The 17,292-nt window shown below is 63.6% G+C and carries 15 protein-coding genes; 6 read left to right on the plus strand and 9 right to left on the minus strand.

The annotated features are described in order from the left end of the window. Window positions 1-365: 365 nt before the first annotated feature. Window positions 366-1,355 (minus strand): deoxyribose-phosphate aldolase, encoded by a 990-nt coding sequence (gene deoC, locus HNQ95_RS05465; RefSeq protein WP_169808387.1) that lies wholly within the window; start codon window positions 1,353-1,355, stop codon window positions 366-368. Window positions 1,356-1,620: 265 nt separating this feature from the next. Here deoC and HNQ95_RS05470 point away from each other — a divergent pair, with 265 nt between their 5' ends. After that, a complete protein-coding gene (locus HNQ95_RS05470) occupies window positions 1,621-2,367 on the plus strand; it encodes a DeoR/GlpR family DNA-binding transcription regulator (protein WP_249925987.1) in 747 nt (248 codons plus the stop codon). 67 nt (window positions 2,368-2,434) lie between these two features. On the opposite strand, the gene HNQ95_RS05475 is transcribed toward HNQ95_RS05470, so the two are convergent. The 3 genes from HNQ95_RS05475 to HNQ95_RS05485 are packed head-to-tail and all read right to left on the minus strand — an operon-like array spanning window position 2,435 to window position 6,569. Continuing rightward, the gene (locus tag HNQ95_RS05475) at window positions 2,435-3,409 is read right to left on the minus strand and encodes a nucleoside hydrolase (protein ID WP_067963131.1); all 975 of its coding nucleotides are present in this window, start codon (window positions 3,407-3,409) and stop codon (window positions 2,435-2,437) included. Window position 3,410: 1 nt separating this feature from the next. Then, window positions 3,411-5,630 carry an arylsulfatase gene (locus HNQ95_RS05480; RefSeq protein ID WP_067963134.1) on the minus strand — a complete coding sequence of 740 codons (2,220 nt, stop codon included), beginning with the start codon at window positions 5,628-5,630 and terminating at the stop codon, window positions 3,411-3,413. A 15-nt stretch (window positions 5,631-5,645) separates the two neighbouring features. Beyond that, window positions 5,646-6,569, minus strand: coding sequence for a formylglycine-generating enzyme family protein (locus tag HNQ95_RS05485; protein WP_488350048.1), 924 nt, complete (start codon window positions 6,567-6,569; stop codon window positions 5,646-5,648). Window positions 6,570-6,713: 144 nt separating this feature from the next. Here HNQ95_RS05485 and HNQ95_RS05490 point away from each other — a divergent pair, with 144 nt between their 5' ends. Then, entirely contained in the window at window positions 6,714-7,658 is a 945-nt protein-coding gene (locus tag HNQ95_RS05490; protein ID WP_169808341.1) for a LysR family transcriptional regulator, read from the plus strand. A gap of 111 nt (window positions 7,659-7,769) precedes the next feature. On the opposite strand, the gene HNQ95_RS05495 is transcribed toward HNQ95_RS05490, so the two are convergent. From HNQ95_RS05495 to HNQ95_RS05515, 5 genes are all read right to left on the minus strand, one after another. Next, the gene (locus HNQ95_RS05495; RefSeq protein WP_182573707.1) at window positions 7,770-10,001 is read right to left on the minus strand and encodes an arylsulfatase; all 2,232 of its coding nucleotides are present in this window, start codon (window positions 9,999-10,001) and stop codon (window positions 7,770-7,772) included. Between the two features lie 122 nt (window positions 10,002-10,123). Then, the gene (locus HNQ95_RS05500) at window positions 10,124-10,948 is read right to left on the minus strand and encodes an ABC transporter permease (protein WP_067963148.1); all 825 of its coding nucleotides are present in this window, start codon (window positions 10,946-10,948) and stop codon (window positions 10,124-10,126) included. A 3-nt stretch (window positions 10,949-10,951) separates the two neighbouring features. Beyond that, window positions 10,952-11,800: an ABC transporter ATP-binding protein gene (locus HNQ95_RS05505; RefSeq protein ID WP_083948616.1), complete on the minus strand. Its 849-nt coding sequence runs from the start codon at window positions 11,798-11,800 to the stop codon at window positions 10,952-10,954. Continuing rightward, on the minus strand, window positions 11,797-12,801 hold the full coding sequence (locus tag HNQ95_RS05510; protein ID WP_067963151.1) for an ABC transporter substrate-binding protein: 1,005 nt from the start codon (window positions 12,799-12,801) through the stop codon (window positions 11,797-11,799). The genes HNQ95_RS05505 and HNQ95_RS05510 overlap by 4 nt, the downstream gene beginning before the upstream one ends. 138 nt (window positions 12,802-12,939) lie before the next feature. Next, window positions 12,940-13,845, minus strand: a complete 906-nt coding sequence (locus tag HNQ95_RS05515) for a formylglycine-generating enzyme family protein (protein WP_512747405.1) — start codon at window positions 13,843-13,845, stop codon at window positions 12,940-12,942. Between the two features lie 93 nt (window positions 13,846-13,938). On the opposite strand from HNQ95_RS05515, the gene HNQ95_RS05520 reads away from it, so the two are divergent. The 4 genes from HNQ95_RS05520 to HNQ95_RS05535 are packed head-to-tail and all read left to right on the plus strand — an operon-like array spanning window position 13,939 to window position 17,250. Beyond that, on the plus strand, window positions 13,939-14,688 hold the full coding sequence (locus HNQ95_RS05520) for a GntR family transcriptional regulator (protein ID WP_067963157.1): 750 nt from the start codon (window positions 13,939-13,941) through the stop codon (window positions 14,686-14,688). Continuing rightward, window positions 14,685-15,656, plus strand: coding sequence for an ABC transporter substrate-binding protein (locus tag HNQ95_RS05525; protein ID WP_182573705.1), 972 nt, complete (start codon window positions 14,685-14,687; stop codon window positions 15,654-15,656). Before HNQ95_RS05520 ends, HNQ95_RS05525 begins: the two co-directional genes overlap by 4 nt. Before the next feature lie 53 nt (window positions 15,657-15,709). After that, the gene (locus HNQ95_RS05530; protein WP_182573704.1) at window positions 15,710-16,492 is read left to right on the plus strand and encodes an ABC transporter ATP-binding protein; all 783 of its coding nucleotides are present in this window, start codon (window positions 15,710-15,712) and stop codon (window positions 16,490-16,492) included. Next, on the plus strand, window positions 16,492-17,250 hold the full coding sequence (locus tag HNQ95_RS05535) for an ABC transporter permease (RefSeq protein WP_067963167.1): 759 nt from the start codon (window positions 16,492-16,494) through the stop codon (window positions 17,248-17,250). Before HNQ95_RS05530 ends, HNQ95_RS05535 begins: the two co-directional genes overlap by 1 nt. Window positions 17,251-17,292 lie beyond the last annotated feature (42 nt).

The raw sequence follows: 17,292 nt of genomic DNA on the forward strand, positions 1-17,292 counted from the left end.
GAGAAATCGCGGGCCCCAAGCCAGGCATCGGCTTCTGAGCGGGCCTCGGGGGCTGGGGCATAATCCATGGCGTGGTATCGTTCGAGAATGTTCATGAGAGGCTCCGGACTTTGCGGCGCGAGGATCGGGCGGGGAGCGCTCTACGTTGCCCCCCTCTGGCCTGCCGGCCATCTCCCCCACAAGGGGGGAGATCAGCTGTCATCGCGGCCTTCTCCAAGTTGACATGCAGTCGGTTCAAAGAAATCGAGGTCGGCATTGCCGAGTGGCCGCTAACTGACGAACTGCCGATCTCCCCCCTTGTGGGGGGGAGATGGCCGGCAGGCCAGAGGGGGGCGCGAAGGAACGCGGCATGGCCAGGTCGCCCCTCACGCCATGGCGTGGCGGTGGTTGGCCGAGTAGCGGCCGCTGATGTGGTGTTCGAGCTGGCGCTCGATGTCGGTCAAAAGGCTCGACGCGCCGAAGCGGAACAGCTCCGGTTCGAGCCAGGGCCGGCCAAGCTCTTCCTTCATCAGCACCAGCCAGTCGAGCGAGACCTTGGCCGTCGAGATGCCGCCGGCCGGCTTGAAGCCGATGAGGTAGCCGGTCTGCTCGTGATAGGCGCTGATGGCCCTGACCATGGCGAGGCCGACGGGCAGCGTCGCATTGACGCTTTCCTTGCCGGTCGAGGTCTTGATGAAGTCGGCACCCGCCATCATCGCCACCATCGAGGCCAGCGTGACATTGCGCAAAGTCGCCAGATCGCCGGTGCCGAGGATGACCTTGAGATGGGCCTCGCCGCAGGCAGCACGCATCTGCCTGATCTCGTCGTAAAGCTCCCGCCACTTCGCACCGAATACCAGTCCGCGCGGGATGACGACGTCGATCTCGTCGGCGCCGTCCGATACCGACGCCTCGATCTCGGCAAGGCGTGTCGACAGGGGGGCCAGGCCATGCGGAAAGGCCGTCGACACCGCAGCGACATGGATGCCCGAGCCCTTCACCACTTCCACGGCGGTGGCCACGAACGGATGATAGACGCAGACCGCCGCCGGCCGGATCAGCACCTCACCCAGTCCCAGAGCCTCGGTCAGGTCGCGGCGCAGCGGGTTCAGCGCCTTGGCACAGAGCCGGCGCACACGCTCGTCGGTGTCGTTGGAGTTGAGCGTCGTCAGATCCATCAGCGAGATCGACCTGAGCAGCCAGGCCGCCTGGTTGTCGGCCTTGATCGAGCGCCGTTTGATCAGCGTGCCGACCCTGCGCTCCAGCGCCGAGCGGTTGACGCTGCGCATCGATTCCAGAAAGCCCAGATCCAGCGCCATGCCGGGATTGCGCGGCAGGCCGACATCGGCATCTGACGCAGCACGCACCACGCGCATGACCGCGCCGCTGCCCTCATTCATTTCCATTGCCAATCCCACGACAAGATCCATCAAAGCGCTACCGGACAAGCGGCCACCACGATGTTTGTGCTTCGATCGAGAGCACGATCATGGAGCCGCCGCGACTGAAAAGGGCATCATATCTGTGAGAATGTCAACATCATAATGTTATAATTCTCACAAAAGTTCGACGATATCCTGCAAACTTGTACTGCCTGGACCAACTTGTTACGTCTCTGACATTCAACGATGGGAGTCTCCCGTGGCGAAAGCCGGCTCAGCAAAAGCGCAGCGTATGGAGCGCCTCCAGGCAGAGCTGGCACAAGGCCGGGCGCTGCACATCAGCGCCGTCGCGAAACTCCTTGACGTCTCCGAAATGACAGTGCGTCGCGACATCCAGCAGAACCCGGACAAACTGGGCTATCTGGGCGGTTATGTCGTGCCGCGCGGCATGTTCGAACCGGAGAACTCCTACACTCTTGATATGGCTGCCGATCAGCAGCGCGACGCCAAACGACGCGCCTGTGAAGCCGCCCTGCGTTACGTCAAGGCCGAAGAGACAATCTTCATCGACTGCGGCACGACGCTCATCGAATTGGTCGACCTCATCCCCAACGACATGCCGCTTACCGTTGTCTGTTACGCGCTCAACGTTGCCGAGCGGCTGGCACACAAACCGAATGTGACGCTGGTGATGCTCGGCGGCGTCTATTATCCCGCTTCGGCCACCTTCTTCGGCCCAGAGGCGCTGGCCACCATCGCATCGCTGGGCATCAACGTGGCCTTGTTGTCGGCCGCCGGTTTCGACTGGGCGCGAGGCGCGACCTGCGCACATTTCCACGAGGCCGAGATAAAGCGAAAGGTCATGGCCACTGCCAGCCGCAATATCCTAGTCATCGACACAAGCAAGGTAGGCAGACTGCGCTCCGTCCTGTTCGCCGAAAGCAGCAGCTTCGACGCGGTTGTCACAGAACGCAGTGAGGATGAGACCTCGCAGCGCTCCACATGAGACAGCCGGGCTCGTGCCGGCGCCGGCCATTGCCCTGACACGGGGATTGCGCCGACCATCTGCACCGTCAGCCTCCAGAGCTGCCCAGGATCGTGCGGCGGAACAGCTGCGCAAGACGGGCGCCATCGACCGCCAGCGCGACATCGACAGGTTGCCCCAGGCTTGCGCCATTCAGCTCGGATTCGCCGCGATGGGAACGACGGTCGACGATCGTCTGGCCACGCGACCGCGATCCATCCGTGCAGACGCTGACCGGAAACCTGTGCGTCGTCAGGCCGGCGGGGTCGACAACGGCGCAGACCGTGCCGGCATCGCCCAGGGCTGCGATGGTACCGGCAGGGATGCGTTTCTGGTCGGAATCCTTGACCGCCATGTGCCGGAACAGCTTGGCGCACAACTGCGCCACCGGCCGGCTCGACCTTTCGAGTGCCGCGACATCATCCTCCGACACGGCCGCGCTGTAGAAGACGTCGAGCCCGTACATGACAGTCGGAATGCTGCTGTCGACGACGATCGCCACCGCTTCCGGGTCGGCCCAGCTGTTGAATTCGGCGACCGGCGTGGCGTTGCCGATGCTGGCGCTGCCGCCCATGAAGACGATCCGCTCGAGCCGAGCCGCCACCTCAGGATACATGCGCAGCAGCAGCGCCACATTGGTCAGCGGCGCCAGCGCGATCAGCGTCGGCGATGTCGGGCTGGCCAGTATCTCCCGGCGCATGAGCTCGACCGCATGGATGTCGCTGCCGTCCGCTTCAGGAACGGCGAGCTCCAGCCCGGCAAGACCGTTATGGCCATGGACATGGGCGGCGTCGCGCGGGGCGGCAATCAACGGACGCGAGGCGCCGCGGGCGACGGGAACATGTCCCGCGCCGGCAATGGAAAGGACGGCACGGGTGTTGCGGTAGACGTTGTCGAGCGAGGCGTTGCCGGCAACGCAGGTCACCGCCCGCAGGTTGATATCAGGGTGCAGTGCCGCAAATGACAGCGCCAGCGCGTCATCGACACCGGTATCGACATCGATCAGAACTTCGACGTGTGCCATATCACTCGGTGCTTTCCATTGCTTCTGCGACGTCCTCGATCAGCGGCTGGTCGAGGAAGTCTATGGTCAAGGTCTCGAACGACCGCTTTGGGTAAGCGAAGTCGGCGGGATAGGCGCTGGAGACCCTGTCCGCCGCATCCGTGCCGACATCGATGCCCCAGAACGACAGATGTGCGGCGGTCACCGGGATACGTGCCGCCCCTACCCTCCGGCGGCCATGCAGCAAGACGATTTCGGCAGAATGGCCGTTTCGGTTATGGAGAGCAAATCCGGCCTCGCATGTTCCCGAGGGCAGGACGGCATCGGCGACGCAGACGACACGGTGGCCGAGTTGCACATGTTCGAAGCTCAGGCGCCCGTCCATGACATAGAGCACGTAGCCGCCTTGCGCGTCGCCACTCGATACCAGCACGCCATCTTCGCCGGCGGCGCGATCGCGAAACGATGCAGTGACGACCATGGATCGTTCCGAACCCGCGATCATGCTGCTGATCGGCACATGGCTCTGGCCCGGGCGGAAGACCAACCTGTCGCGCGACATCAGCCCGATGGGCGGCCGAGCGCGCAGCAATTGCACCAGCGTCCGGTCGTCGAGCGGCAGCACGTTGTTGGCCTCGGCTTCCTGCCACCAGCGGCCGATCAATTCCTTGAGCAGGTCCGGCTCCTGTCCGGCGCAATCCTGCGATTCCGAAAAATCGCCCTCGGTGTCGTAGAGCCGCCAGTCGTCGTCTTCATAGGCGTCGCCCTGGCGATGCTCGGTGACCGCCCGCCAGCCTTCATGCCAGATCGCGCGATGACCGAGGTTCTCCCAATATTGCGTGGACCGCGGCGCCGGTGCATCGGCATCGGCAAAGGTCGATGCGAGGCTGCGGCCGTCACAAGGCAACGGATGGTCGAGGCCGGCAAGCGACATGATTGTCGGAGCGAGGTCGATGACATGCGAGAACTGCGTCCTGACTTCGCCTGTCGCGGCGATGCCGCCGGGCCACGACACCACCATCGGCGAGCGCACGCCGCCAAGATCGACATGCTGCTTGTAGCGGCGGAAGGGCGTGTTGCCCGCCATGGCCCAGCCTTGCGGATAGTGCGCGCCGCCGTGACGGGTGCCGATCTGGTCGAGGCGCTTGAGCTGTTCGTCGACACTCTGCGGCAGTCCGCTATAGGGTGCGTTGGTGTCGACGGCACCATCCTTGCCGCCTTCGCGGCTGGCGCCATTGTCGGAGAGCACGATGATCAGCGTGTTGTCGAGTTCACCCAATCTTGCGAGCTCATCTACAAGGCGGCCGAGATGCAGGTCGGTGTGCTCAAGGAAGCCGGCATAGGCCGCCTGAAGATGGGTGTAGAGCAGTTTCTGATCGTCGGAGAGCGTGTTCCAGGCCGAAACCTCCTCGTTGCGCGGCGCAAGTTCGGTCTCTTCAGGTGCGATGCCAAGCGCCTTCTGGCGCAGCAGCCGGTCCTGGCGCGTCGCGTCCCAGCCCTTGGCGAAGACGTCGACATAAGGTTCGATGAAGGACCGCGGCGCCTGGAACGGCGCGTGCGTGGCACCGAAGGCCAGTTGCAGGAAGAATGGTTCCTCGTCGCGGAACACGGTGTGGTCGCGGACGTAAGAAATCGCCCGGTCGACCAGGTCCTCGGTGAGGTGATAATTCTGGGGAAATTCGCGATCGACCTGGTGGTTGTCCTCGCACAGTTCGGGCGTCATCTGGTCGGTGCAGCCGGGAAGGAAGCCATAGAACCGGTCGAAGCCGCGGCCGAGCGGCCAGTTGTGATAGGGTCCGGCCGGCGAAATCTCATGCGACGGCGTCAGGTGCCACTTGCCGACGAGATAGCTGCCATACCCCTGTTCGCGCAGCATGGCCGGCAAAAGCGCCACGTCGCGGTCGATTGAGCCGCGCGAATTGGGGAAGCCGGTGTCGGTATCGGACAGAAAACGCATGCCGACGGCGTGATGGTTGCGTCCGGTGAGCAGGCAGGTGCGCGTCGGCGAGCAGAGCGGCGTGACGTGAAAATTGGTGTAGCGCAGCCCGCGCGCCGCCAGCCGGTCGATTGTCGGCGTGTTGATCTCCGAGCCGAAGCAGCCGAAATCGGCCCAGCCGGTGTCGTCAAGCACGACAACCACGATGTTGGGTTTCTGCTGCTTGTGGTTGCGGCTCGTCGGCCACCAGGGCGTCGACTCGGCGACGGTGCGGCCGACATGGCCCGGAAACTTGTCATGTTTCATTGCAGTTCCTCGAAATCAGAAAGATCCGGCTGATGGCGCCGGCATGTCGGCCGAGCATCGAAAGCCAAGGTGGCTCGAGGCGGCATCGACGGCGTTGGAGGTGCGCGCCGAGACGCGATAACGATTGCAGTGGCTGCGGTGGCAGAGATAGGAGCCGCCGCGCATCGCTTTCAGCTGGGGCTGGCTTTGCGACCAGCTGTCCGACGTCCATTCCCAGACATTGCCGACCATGTTGAACAGGCCGTAGCCATTGGGCTCGAAGGCATCGGCAGGCGCGGTCGAGAGGAAGCCGTCCTCGGCCGTATTCTCCCGGGGGAAACGCCCCTGCCAGATGTTGCAGCGGTGCCTGCCCTGCTCCAGCAGATCGTTGCCCCAGGGATAGATCCTGTCTTCGAGCCCGCCCCTGGCTGCGATCTCCCATTCGCTCTCGCTCGGCAGCCGCTTGCCGCTCCAGAGCGCGTAGGCAACGGCGTCGTTCCAGGAAATATGCACGACCGGATGGTCGTCGCGGTCGCGCCAGTCGGTGCCGGCGCCGTCGGGCCTCGACCAGTTCGCGCCGCGCACCGGCAGCCACCATTCCGGCGATCCGGTCTCGAGATCAAGCACATCCTTTTCGGCGCTGGGATGAAGCTGGGCGTAGAAGACGAAGGACCAGCCGATCCGCTCCGCCTCGGTGACATAGTTGGTCGCAGCCACGAAACGGGCGAAGGCGCTGTTGGTCACTGCCGTCCTGTCGATCAGGAAGCCGGGGCTCGCGACCATCCGCCGGGGCCCCTCGCGATCCTCGGCATAGGCCTCGGGACCATCATGGCCGATGCGCCAGATGCCGGCGGGGACAGCCGACATGCCGGAGAGATCAGCCTTGCGAGCGGCTGGCCTGGCCTCGTGTGAAGGGGCCAGTTGCGGCTCGCTTACCCGGACGGGTGAACAACACGACATCGCGGCGTTTCCTGGTGATAGCAGGAGCTTCAGCTGGTGACTTCAGCTCCGGGCGATAACAGGATTATTTGACAAAGCTCCATCAGGGGCCAATACATTTAGGCTTGAAGGTAATTCCAATAGGTTATGAGGCAGGCATCCGCCATGTCGTTCGAAGTCCCCAATCTGACGCTGCTCAAGCACTTCGTCACCGTCGCCGAAGACAAGGGAATATCGAAGGCGGCCAAGCGCTTGCGCATCTCGCAGCCGGCGCTCTCCAAGAATGTCAAGCGGCTGGAGGAGATGCTCGGCACGCGCCTGTTCGAACGCCATTCCAGCGGCGCCGACCTGACGCCGACCGGGCAGGCCTTCTTCAACAGGGCGCAGATCATCGGGCTCGAATACGAACATGCGGTGCAGGAGATCCGCAATCTCCTGTCCGAGCAGGACGCCACCATCAGGGTCGCGGCCGGCCCGGTCTGGTCGTCGACGATCCTGCCGCCGGCGGCGTCACGCTTTCACCGGCGTTTTCCCAGGCATCGGCTGTCGGTGCAGACCGGACCGGTCGACCAGCTGATCGAGGATTTGCGGCTTGGGCGGGTCGACATCTTTGCCGGTGCTGTCATTGCCAAGAGCCGGCTGCCCGGCTTCACCTCGCGCCGGGTCGCCAAGGCACAGATCGGCATCATGTGCGCCGAACATCACCCGCTCGCCAAGGTGGAGGGCCCGGTCGACCCGATGGAGCTGGTCAAATACCCGTTCGTCTCGTTCAACCTGAACCGGGACGTGCTGAAGATGCTGTCCGACTGGCTGAAGGAACGGGGAGCGCCCCCTGCCCGCTATTTGCTCGAGACCAGCTCGCTCTTCACCTGCGCCGAGCTGGCGCGCTCTGGCGACTATCTGTTCTTCGAATCGACGATGGTGGCCGGCAGCCCAATCGGACAAGGCCTGAAGGTGCTCAAGACCGACAAGGAGATCTTCCAGTACGATCTGGGCTTCGTCTTCCGCCAGGGCATGGACCGGCTGCCCGCCCATAGCGGACTGATGAAGGCGATGGTCGAGGTGTTCGAAAACAAAGGCCTGCGCAGCCCGCAGAACGCCGCCGAATAGGCGGCAGCATGGAGCAATTCCAGGAAAACCGTGCAGCGGTTTTCCCGGGAAATTGTGCAAAAACAGGAAGATAGAGCGTTCAGCACCTAAGCCGAAACGCTCTGTCAGGCGTCAGTCGATCTCGCCGCTTGGCGGCACGACCTCGCGGTCATCGCCGAGTTCGATCACCAGCCGGTGCAATGTGCCGGTGAAGCGGAATTCGCCGTCGATGCCGTCGCAGACAGGCGGCAAGCCGCTGCGGCCGATGAACATCGGCGCCAGCGCAATGCGCAGCAGGGTCTGGTGCTCACGCTCGCCGGCTTGCCGCTCTCCGTTGACGAGAAGGGTACCGATGCCCTTGAGCAGACCTGTTTTGCGGTACTCGAAACCGAGGGAAATCGCGCCTGACGTGGTCAGCGGCACCGACACCAGGCGGGTGATCTCGCCAACATGGTTGTAGCTGTAGATCAGCCTGCCATCCTTGAGGTAGAGCACATAACCGCTGCCATTGTTGCCGTAGCTGACCAGCGTGCCTTCGGACTGCGGATCGATTGTCACTTCGGCGGTGATCCGGTGCGACGTGTCCTGGGTCAGGGGTGCTGCCGATGACGGGATCGATTCGAGCTGCGGATAAAAGACGTAGCGGCTGCGCGAACGGATGGAATCAGGCTTCGCCTTGGCGCGGAAACGAACCTCGCGGTCGTCGAGCGGCATGACGTCGTAGCGGCCGGCTTCCGCCCACCAGCGTTCCGTCATTTCGCGGAGCTTGGCCGGGTTCTCGCTCGCCAGATCGCGGGTCTCGTTGAAATCCTCGTCGAGCTTGTAGAGCTCCCAGTCGTCGAGTTCGAAGTCGTCGCCGCGCCGGTGCTTGGTGACGGCCTTCCAGCCTTTGTGCCAGATGCCGCGGTGCCCGAACATCTCGAAATATTGCACGTCCTTGCGCGTCTCCGCGTCGGGCGCATCGAAGGTGTAGGCAAAGCTGGTGCCGTGCACCGGCATCTGGCCGACACCTCGGTAGATTTCGGGGGCCGCGACGCCGCAGACCTCGAGCACCGTCGGCGTGATGTCGACGACGTGGTGGAACTGATGGCGGATGGCCCCCTTGTCGGCGATGCGCCGGGGCCATGACACGATCATCGGGTCACGCACGCCGCCGCCATGGGTGAAGGATTTGAACAGGCGCAGCGGCGTATTGCTGGCCTGGGCCCAGCCCCAGGGGTAGTTGCTGTTGCTCCTGGGGCCGCCAATCTCGTCGATCTCAGCCAAATTGCGTTCGAAGGATTCCGGGATCTGGTTGAACCGCCTGAGCACGTTGGTCGTGCCCTCCGGGCCGCAGTCGATGGACGCGCCATTGTCGGAGATGACGACGATCAGCGTGTTATCAAGCTTGCCTGTCGTCTCGAGGAAATCGAGCAGCCGGCCCAGTTGCTCGTCGGTGTATTCGAGGAAGCCGGCATAGGCCTGCTGCAGCCTGACGGCGACGCGCTTCCGGTCGGCCGAAAGCAGGTCCCAGTTCTCGACGCCGGGGGCATCGGGCGGCAATTCGGTATTTTCAGGCACCAGGCCCATCGCCTTCTGCCGTTCGAGCCGCCTTTGCCTGACAACGTCCCAGCCGCAGTCCCAGACTCCGTCATAGCGGTCCATATAGGCCCTGGCGACCTGGTGGGGAAAATGCCCTGCCGAAAAGGCGAGGTTGAGGAAGAACGGCGTATCAGGGGCGAGCGAGACATGGGCACCGAGCATCGCCATCGCCTTGTCCACCAGATCGGCGGTGAGGTGGTAACCTTCCTCGGGCGATTTCGGCTGGGTAACAGGGTGATTGTCCTCGACCAGCTCGGGATAATACTGGTCGGTGCTGCCATTCATGAAACCGTAGAAACGATGAAAGCCGCGGCCGAGCGGCCATTGGTCGAACGGTCCGACGGCGGTGATTTCGTCGGTCTGCGCGACGTGCCACTTGCCGACGGCAAAATTTGCGTAGCCGGCGCTTCCGAGCATTTCGGCGACCGTCGCTGCCCGATGCGAGATCGAGCCGCGGCCGTTGCGGTAGCCGAAATCGAAGTTGGCCAGGCAGCGCATGCCGACCGCATGATGGTTGCGCCCGGTCAGCAGGCTGGCCCGCGTCGGCGAGCACATTGTGGTGGTGTGGAAATTGCTGTAGCGCAGCCCCTGATGGGCAAGTCGGTCGAAATTGGGCGTGCGGATCTCCGAACCGAAGCAGCCCAAGTCGGCGAAACCGACATCGTCGAGAATGACATAGATGACGTTGGGGCTGCCCGGCGCCGGCATGGGCCTGGCTTCAAACCAGTTGTCCGACTCGTGATAGGTGCGGCCGATACGGCCTGGATTGTGGTCGTTGGACATTGGGGCGCCTCGGAATTCGGACAAACCGGAGATGCCGCATCGCATTCATCGACCATGCCGCATCGATCGAAACCCGGCCGGCCCTGGGGCAAGCCGGGTCCATGGACTTTCTGCTGCAGCGATTACATCGCCGCGCCGGGATCCCAGCGGATGACCCACTTCTCCAGCATCGAGACGATGGCAAAGCCGGTGATGGCGATGACCGATGCCGTCAGGATCGTCGCAAACAGCCGCGGCGCGTTGAAGTCGAACATGCTCTGCAGCAGGAGATAACCGATGCCCTGGTTGGCGCCGATCCACTCGCCGACGATCGCGCCGAGCACACACATCGTCACCGAAATCTTGAGCGCCGAGAAGATGTAGGGCAGCGCGCTGTAGATGCGGATCCTGAGGAACACTTCGGTCTTCGACGCCGACAGGACATGCATCAGTTCGAGCAACTGCGGATTGACGGCGCGGAAGCCGCGGACCGAATTGACCAGCGTCGGGAAGAAGCAGATCAGTGCTGCGATCACGATCTTCGGCTCGATGCCGTTGCCGAGGATGATCTTGAGCACCGGCGCAATCGCGACGATCGGGATCGTCTTGACCAGGATCGCGACGGGATAGAACATCTCCTCGATGACCTTGTTGTAGACGAAAGACACCGCCACCAGCAGGGCAACGGTGTTGCCGAGGAGAAAGCCGAGAAAGGCTTCGGTGATTGTCGGAACGGCTGCTTCGACAAGCAGCGGCAGGTCACGCGACAGCGCGCCGGCGACGTCGGTCGGCGCGGGCACCAGATAGGACGGCACGCCGAACAGCGTGACGACGAGCTGCCACAGGACCAGCGTCAGCGACAGCCCGAGCACTGCCATGCCGAGCGCACGCATCACTTCGGGGCCTGGGAGGATGCTCCAGATGCGAGGCAATGGGGCGGCGGTTTCGATGGAACGGTCAACGCTCATGGCTTATCCAGCTCCCAGCATGTCGCGCAGCCTGGCGACGTGGTGGCCCAGTTCAGGGGCGTCCTTCAGGGCAAGGTCGCGCTCTTCCGGCAGGTCGATTTCGAGAATTCCGCCGATCCGCGACGGACGTCGGCTCATCACCACGACACGCTGCGACAGGAAAACCGCCTCATGCAGCGAATGGGTGACGAAGACGATGGTCATCCCGCTCTGCTTCCAGATCCGCAGCAGCTCGACATTCAGCGTGTCGCGCACCAGCTCGTCGAGCGCGCCGAAAGGCTCGTCCATGAGCAGGACCTTCGGCCTTGTGACGAGCGCCCGCGCGATCGAGACGCGCTGGCGCATGCCGCCCGACAGTTCCGAAGGTAAAGCATCCTCGAAGCCTTCCAGCTCGACAAGCTTCAGCGCCTCGTGCGGGTCCATGAAGTTGCCGGCCTTCGGATTGGCCCCGCCGACCTCGAAAGGCAGGCGGACATTGTCGATCACCTTGGCCCAGGGCATCAGCACCGATTGCTGGAACACCATGGAAAATGTGCGCGAGGCGCGCGCCGCCGCCGGCGTTCCGCCGAAGATGGCAACCTTGCCTTCGGTCGGCGCGATGATGTCGGCGATGGTGCGCAGCAAGGTCGACTTGCCGCAGCCGGAATGCCCAATCAGCGATACGAACTCGCCTTCGCGAACCGTCAGCGAGACATTGTCGATGGCCCGCACCGCCCGCGAGCTGCCGCCGAAGGTCACGGCGACATTGTCGATCTCGATGGCGTTGCGTGCCTGAGAGAGACGGACGTCGCCAGAGTGGGCGTCGCCGGAACGGGTGGCCCCGGAAGCAGCGATTGTCGCCATCATGTTCACCGCTTCGTCCTCTGTGCTGCCGCAAGGATGCTGCCGTCGAAGACGTCGTCCGCCGTCAGTTCGGGCTTGATCTCGCCGATCTTGGCGTAGGTCTGCAGCGTCGCATTCCAGCGGTCCTTGCTGATGTTGGCAAAGCCGTGCTCGCGGGTTTCGTCGGTGTAGATGAAGTCCGACACGATGACCTTGAGCGAGGCGAGCTCCTTGTCTTTCTCGATCGCGCTCGACATCGAGGCAACCATGTCGATGGCCTCTTCGGGATGGTCGGCGGCATAGGCCCAGCCCTTGTCGCAGGCCTCGAGGAACTTCACCAGCATGTCGCTGTCGGAGCCGATCAGGTCGGTGCGGGCGATGTAGTAGTTGGACTGGAACTGCAGCCCGTTGTCCCAGATGCTCTGGGTGTTGTAGCCAGCCGGATTCTGTACGATCGGCACGTTCTGGGCAACGTTGGTCGGCCAGGAGGCGACGACGTCGACCTGCCCCTGGAGCAGGCCGGGGATCTGGGCCTGGATGAAGGTGATGTCGTCGAGCTTCATTCCGTTATGGTCGAGCACGACCTTGATCTGCGCGGTCGCGCCCTGGCTCGCGCCGATGCGCTTGCCCTTCCAGTCGGCCACCGACTTGATGTTGGATTCGCCGAGCGAATAGAAGGTCAGCGGCGCCTTCTGGAAGGCCGCGCCGAAGGTCTTGATCGGCAGCCCCTGGTTTGCGGCATACATGATCTCGGGCGCATAGGCGGTGGCGATCTGCGCCACTCCGGAGAGCGTCTCCTGCACCGTGTTGGAGTTCGGGCCACCGGGAAGGATCTCGACGTCGAGGCCCTTTTCAGCGAAGAACCCCTTCTTCAAGGCGACGATTTCGCCGGCGGCGGCTCCATTGAAGAGCCAAGCGAGTTGCAGTTTGACCTGCTTCTGCTGGGCATAAGCGGGAGCCACGCCTGCAAGCCCCAGCGAGGCGAGCGAGATGATGCTGGCAGCTGCCAGAAGTGAACGTCGGCTGATCATCTATATCCTCCAATCAGACAAACCCAACGACCTAGTTTCTGCGAGGATAGACCGCGTTTCGCGGCTCCACACCATAACATGCGTCGGCGAACTCATTCCATGTGGTTATGGACTTCCATTCGGATCAGGCATGGTCGATCACTGCCCGGCAAGGTCGCCGGCGCAGCGAAAACCGAGATGGCTCGAGGTCGCGCCGTGGTGGTTGCCGGTCCGGGCCGCAACGCGGTATCGGTTGCAATAGCTGGCGTGGCACAGATAGGAGCCGCCGCGCATCGCCATCAATCCGGTCGGCTCGCCCGACCAGGGCGATGCGGTCCATTCCCAGACATTGCCGAGCATGTTGTGGAGGCCGAAGCCATTGGGCGGAAAGCTGCGCGCCGGCGCTGTCGCGAGGTACCCGTCTTCGGCGCTGTTGCTGAGCGGAAAGCGCCCTTGCCAGATGTTGCACATGTGGCGGCCGCCGGGATTGAGCTCGTCGCCCCAGGCATAGATCGCCCGCTCAAGCCCACCACGCGCCGCGGCTTCCCATTCGACTTCCGTCGGCAATCGCTTGCCGGCGTAGTTCGCGAAGGCAACGGCGTCGTTCCATGAGACATGGACGACCGGATGGTCGCGCCGGTCACGCCAGCTGGAGCCTGTGCCATCGGGCTTGCGCCAGCAGGCGCCGCGAACCGGCGCCCACCAGTCCGGCGCGCTGGCGTCGGCGTCCGTTGCGATCACCGCGTCAGGATGGATCTGGGCCATGAAGACGAAAGACCAGCCCAGGCGTTCGGCCTCCGTCACGTAGCCGGTGGCACCGACAAATGACGCGAAGGCCTGATTGGTCACTGCGGTCTTGTCGAGCAGGAACGCCGGAAGGTCGACTGCTAGCACCGGACCTTCGCCGTCGTCAGGATTGGCGATCGAGCGATCCTCCCCCAGAAGCCAGCGCCCAGCCGGTATCAACGCCATGTCAGGCCGGCTGCTGGCATCGAGCGGCGCAGGCGCTGCAGCTGGCTCGGCAACATGATCGCCTAGGGATCGGCCCGGAGAACAACACGACATGGCGCCTTCCTGTCGAAAAATGGATCGGCGGAGTTTGACTCTTTCATGATCCTGCGTAAAGGTAGGACGTCCTACCTCTTGGAGGAGAGAGCGATGTCGGGAACTGCCACCGAACGTGTCCTGCAGTATATTCGCCAGCAAAAGCTGGTTGCCGGCGACCGCTTGCCGGCGGAAATCGACATTTCCCGGATACTCGGCCTCAGCCGCAATTCGCTGCGCGAAGCCTATGCCGACCTGATGGCCAAGGGCCTGCTCAAGAACAAGCACGGCGTCGGCACCTTCATCGCCAACCCGCCGATCCTCAACGCCTTGACCGGCTCCGCCGGCTTCTGGAACCTGATCGAAAATGCCGGAATGAAGGCATCTTTCCGCGAGATCCAGCGCGACCAGGTCATCGCGCCGAAGGAGATATCCGTCATCCTGGGCCTGACGTCCGAGAAGCCAGTCCATCGTTTGCGCTGGCTGTTTCTCGCCAACGGTCAGCCCTGCATTCTCGTCGACCATTTTCTCGCGCGCAGCGTGCCACCAGGCGCCTTCAACGAGAGCACGGAACACGACGCGCTCGCCGCCATCGCTCCGTTCACCGTCATCGATGGAGCATCGCTGTCGACCCGCACCTCGGCGATCAACGCCACCGCCGACGTCGCCGAATTGCTCGAAGTCAGCGAAGGCGACGCGCTTTTGTGGAGCACGGCGCTCGTGCATTCGGGCAATGGCAGCGTGCCGTTGGCCTCGCGCTCCTGGATGGTGCCGCAGCTTCTCGCCAGCCATCAGATGATGGCGCTCGCACCCGTTCATTTTCAGGGCAGTTCAGCCCTTTCGCCGGAGGACGAACCGAAATGACCCGCTTCACCAAAATTGTCCTGAGTCTCGCATCGAGCCTCATGCTCTTCTCGGCCGGGATGGCCGGGGCGCAGACCCTGGAGCCTGTGCGCTTCGGTGTCGACGCCTACACCACCGGCTCGCAGATCTGGGTCGCCAAGGAAAAAGGCTTCTTCGAAAAGGAAGGCATCGACGCTCAGATCACCACCTTCGCCACCGGCGTCGAGGCGATCGATGCGCTGCTGATCGGCCGCGCCGATATGGCTGTCGGGCTCGATTTCCCGATCGTCTCGCGCATCCAGGGCGGCAAGCTGACCGTCCTTGCCGGCATCTTCCATTCCAAGCCCGGCTTCCACAAGCTGGTGGTCAGCAACGACATCAAGGACGCCAAGGATCTAGTCGGCAAGAAAATCGGCATCGCCACCGGCACCGCCCAGCACCTGATCACCATGAAGTATCTCGAGGAAAACGGCATAGCCGAGGACAAGGTCGAGATCGTCGGTTTCACCAGCCTGCTCGAGATCGTCGCATCGCTCCGCTCCGGCCGCATCGATGCCGCTTTCACCTGGGCCGACGGCACCGAGAAATCGACCGACGGCGGCGACCACTATGTGCTGACCGACGATGCGGCCGCCAAGCGCAACAGCAGCGCCTACATCGCCGCCCAGACCGAATTCACCGAAAAGCACCCGGAGCTGACGGTTGCGACGCTGCGCGCGCTCAATGCGGCAAGCCAGTTCATCGCAACCAACAAGGACGAGGCGGCAGCCCTCATCGCCAAGAACACGCGTGCCCCGCGCGACACGGTGCGCGACCTGCTCAACTACAATGAATTCGCCCTGGCGCTGACTGACTATGAGCGCGCCGGCTTCAAGGAAGTCGCTGATTTCCTGGCCAAGACGAAAGCACAGCCGGTCAGCTTCGAAACGGGCGTCAATCCGAAATTCCTTGAGCAAGCTGCCCCCGACCTGGTCAAGCTGGGCAACTGAGCGGACCGGCGATGACAAACAATCAAACAAGCGCGGCCACGCCCGGAGCTGCCATGCCTGCGGTCGTCTTCGACAAGGTCGGCATGGCCTATCCCGGCCAGAAGGCAGGCAGCGAGCTGATCCTGGCCGACCTCTCCGTCGCGGTCGCGCAAGGCGAATTCTTCGTGCTCGTCGGCCCCAGCGGCTCGGGCAAGTCGACCTTGCTCAAGATCGTTGCCGGGACCGAAAAGCAGACCGAAGGCCGCGTGCTCGCCAATGGCGAGACGATCGCCGGCCCCGACCGGCGGCGCGGCATGGTGTTCCAGTCGATCGAGGAGCCGCTGTTCCAGTGGCTGACGGTCGCCGAAAACATCGGCTTCGGCCCCAGCGTCGCGGGCAAGCCGCGCGCCGAATGCCTTGAAATGGCGCAGCGCTACGTCGACCTCGTCGGCCTGCGCGGCCACGAGCAGAAATTTCCGCATGAGCTGTCCGGCGGCATGAAGCAGCGCGTGCAGATCGCCCGCACGCTGGCCGCCCAACCTGAGCTGATCCTGTTCGACGAACCGTTTGCAGCACTCGACGCGCTGACACGCCGCGTGCTGCAGAAGGAGCTGACGCGGATCTGGCGCGAGACCGGCTGCACCATGGTCTATGTCACGCACGACATTCGCGAGGCGGTGCTGCTTGGCCAGCGTGTCGCCGTGATGAGCCGAGGCCCGCGTGCCAACATCACCCGCATCTACGACATCGACCTGCCCTATCCGCGCGACGACCTCGACAGCCGTTTCGCCGATGCGGTCAAGGCGATCGAGGGCGACATCGAAAGGGAGGCGGCTTCGCAATGGGAGCAAAACTGATGCCATCCTACGCGTGGTCGGCGCTCAGCGTCGCTGTCGTCGTGATCTTCTGGCAGATGGCCTCGACCTGGCTGGTCGACCCGATGTTCCTGCCTGCACCGCTCGCCGTCCTCAACGGCGCCGGACAGATGCTGGCCGAGGGCACCCTCACCCAGTCCATCCTGGTGTCGATGATGCGCATTCTCTCGGGCTGGTTTCTCGGCAGCGCCATTGCCATTCCGATCGGGCTCGCCGTCGGCGTCTCGCCGGTGGCGCGTCACCTGGTCGACCCGTTCATCCACTTCTTCCGCTTCGTTCCGGCCATTGCGCTGGTGACCTTGTTCATCATCTGGTTCGGCGTCGGCGAGATGTCGAAGATCATCCTGATCGCTTATGCGACGGCCTTCATCGTCATGGTCAACACGGCCAGCGGCGTGTCCTCGATCTCGCAGGACAAGCTGAACGCCGCCCGCTGCCTCGGCGCCAATGAGCGGCAGGTGTTCTTCAAGGTGATGATCCCGGCCTCCCTGCCCTCGATCTATGTCGGCATGCGGCTGGCGCTCGCCTCGTCCTTCCTGGTCATCGCGGCCGCCGAAATGCTCGCCGCCGATGCCGGGCTCGGCTACATCATCTGGACCTCGCGCCTCTACTTCCAGGTCGACTGGATGTTCGCGGCCATCATCGCGCTCGGCCTTCTCGGCTTTGCCACCGACCGGCTGTGGCGGCTGCTCGGGCGGACGCTGCTCAAGCGTTATCTGCGCGGCGTCACCGGCTATTGATCCAATCGGCCGGGCCGCCCTCCTGTTGCGGCCCGGCGACCA

This window comes from Aminobacter ciceronei (assembly GCF_014138625.1).
Taxonomy (GTDB): domain Bacteria; phylum Pseudomonadota; class Alphaproteobacteria; order Rhizobiales; family Rhizobiaceae; genus Aminobacter; species Aminobacter ciceronei.

Excerpts from the sequence above, each read along its gene's own strand:
- HNQ95_RS05490 (WP_169808341.1), top strand. The coding sequence starts at position 6,714 with ATGTCGTTCGAAGTCCCCAATCTGACGCTGCTCAAGCACTTCGTCACC.
- HNQ95_RS05510 (WP_067963151.1), bottom strand. The coding sequence starts at position 12,801 with ATGATCAGCCGACGTTCACTTCTGGCAGCTGCCAGCATCATCTCGCTC.
- HNQ95_RS05485 (WP_488350048.1), bottom strand. The coding sequence starts at position 6,569 with ATGTCGTGTTGTTCACCCGTCCGGGTAAGCGAGCCGCAACTGGCCCCT.
- HNQ95_RS05495 (WP_182573707.1), bottom strand. The coding sequence starts at position 10,001 with ATGTCCAACGACCACAATCCAGGCCGTATCGGCCGCACCTATCACGAG.
- HNQ95_RS05480 (WP_067963134.1), bottom strand. The coding sequence starts at position 5,630 with ATGAAACATGACAAGTTTCCGGGCCATGTCGGCCGCACCGTCGCCGAG.
- deoC (WP_169808387.1), bottom strand. The coding sequence starts at position 1,355 with ATGCGCGTGGTGCGTGCTGCGTCAGATGCCGATGTCGGCCTGCCGCGC.
- HNQ95_RS05530 (WP_182573704.1), top strand. The coding sequence starts at position 15,710 with ATGCCTGCGGTCGTCTTCGACAAGGTCGGCATGGCCTATCCCGGCCAG.
- HNQ95_RS05515 (WP_512747405.1), bottom strand. The coding sequence starts at position 13,845 with ATGTCGTGTTGTTCTCCGGGCCGATCCCTAGGCGATCATGTTGCCGAG.
- HNQ95_RS05525 (WP_182573705.1), top strand. The coding sequence starts at position 14,685 with ATGACCCGCTTCACCAAAATTGTCCTGAGTCTCGCATCGAGCCTCATG.
- HNQ95_RS05500 (WP_067963148.1), bottom strand. The coding sequence starts at position 10,948 with ATGAGCGTTGACCGTTCCATCGAAACCGCCGCCCCATTGCCTCGCATC.
- HNQ95_RS05520 (WP_067963157.1), top strand. The coding sequence starts at position 13,939 with ATGTCGGGAACTGCCACCGAACGTGTCCTGCAGTATATTCGCCAGCAA.
- HNQ95_RS05475 (WP_067963131.1), bottom strand. The coding sequence starts at position 3,409 with ATGGCACACGTCGAAGTTCTGATCGATGTCGATACCGGTGTCGATGAC.
- HNQ95_RS05535 (WP_067963167.1), top strand. The coding sequence starts at position 16,492 with ATGCCATCCTACGCGTGGTCGGCGCTCAGCGTCGCTGTCGTCGTGATC.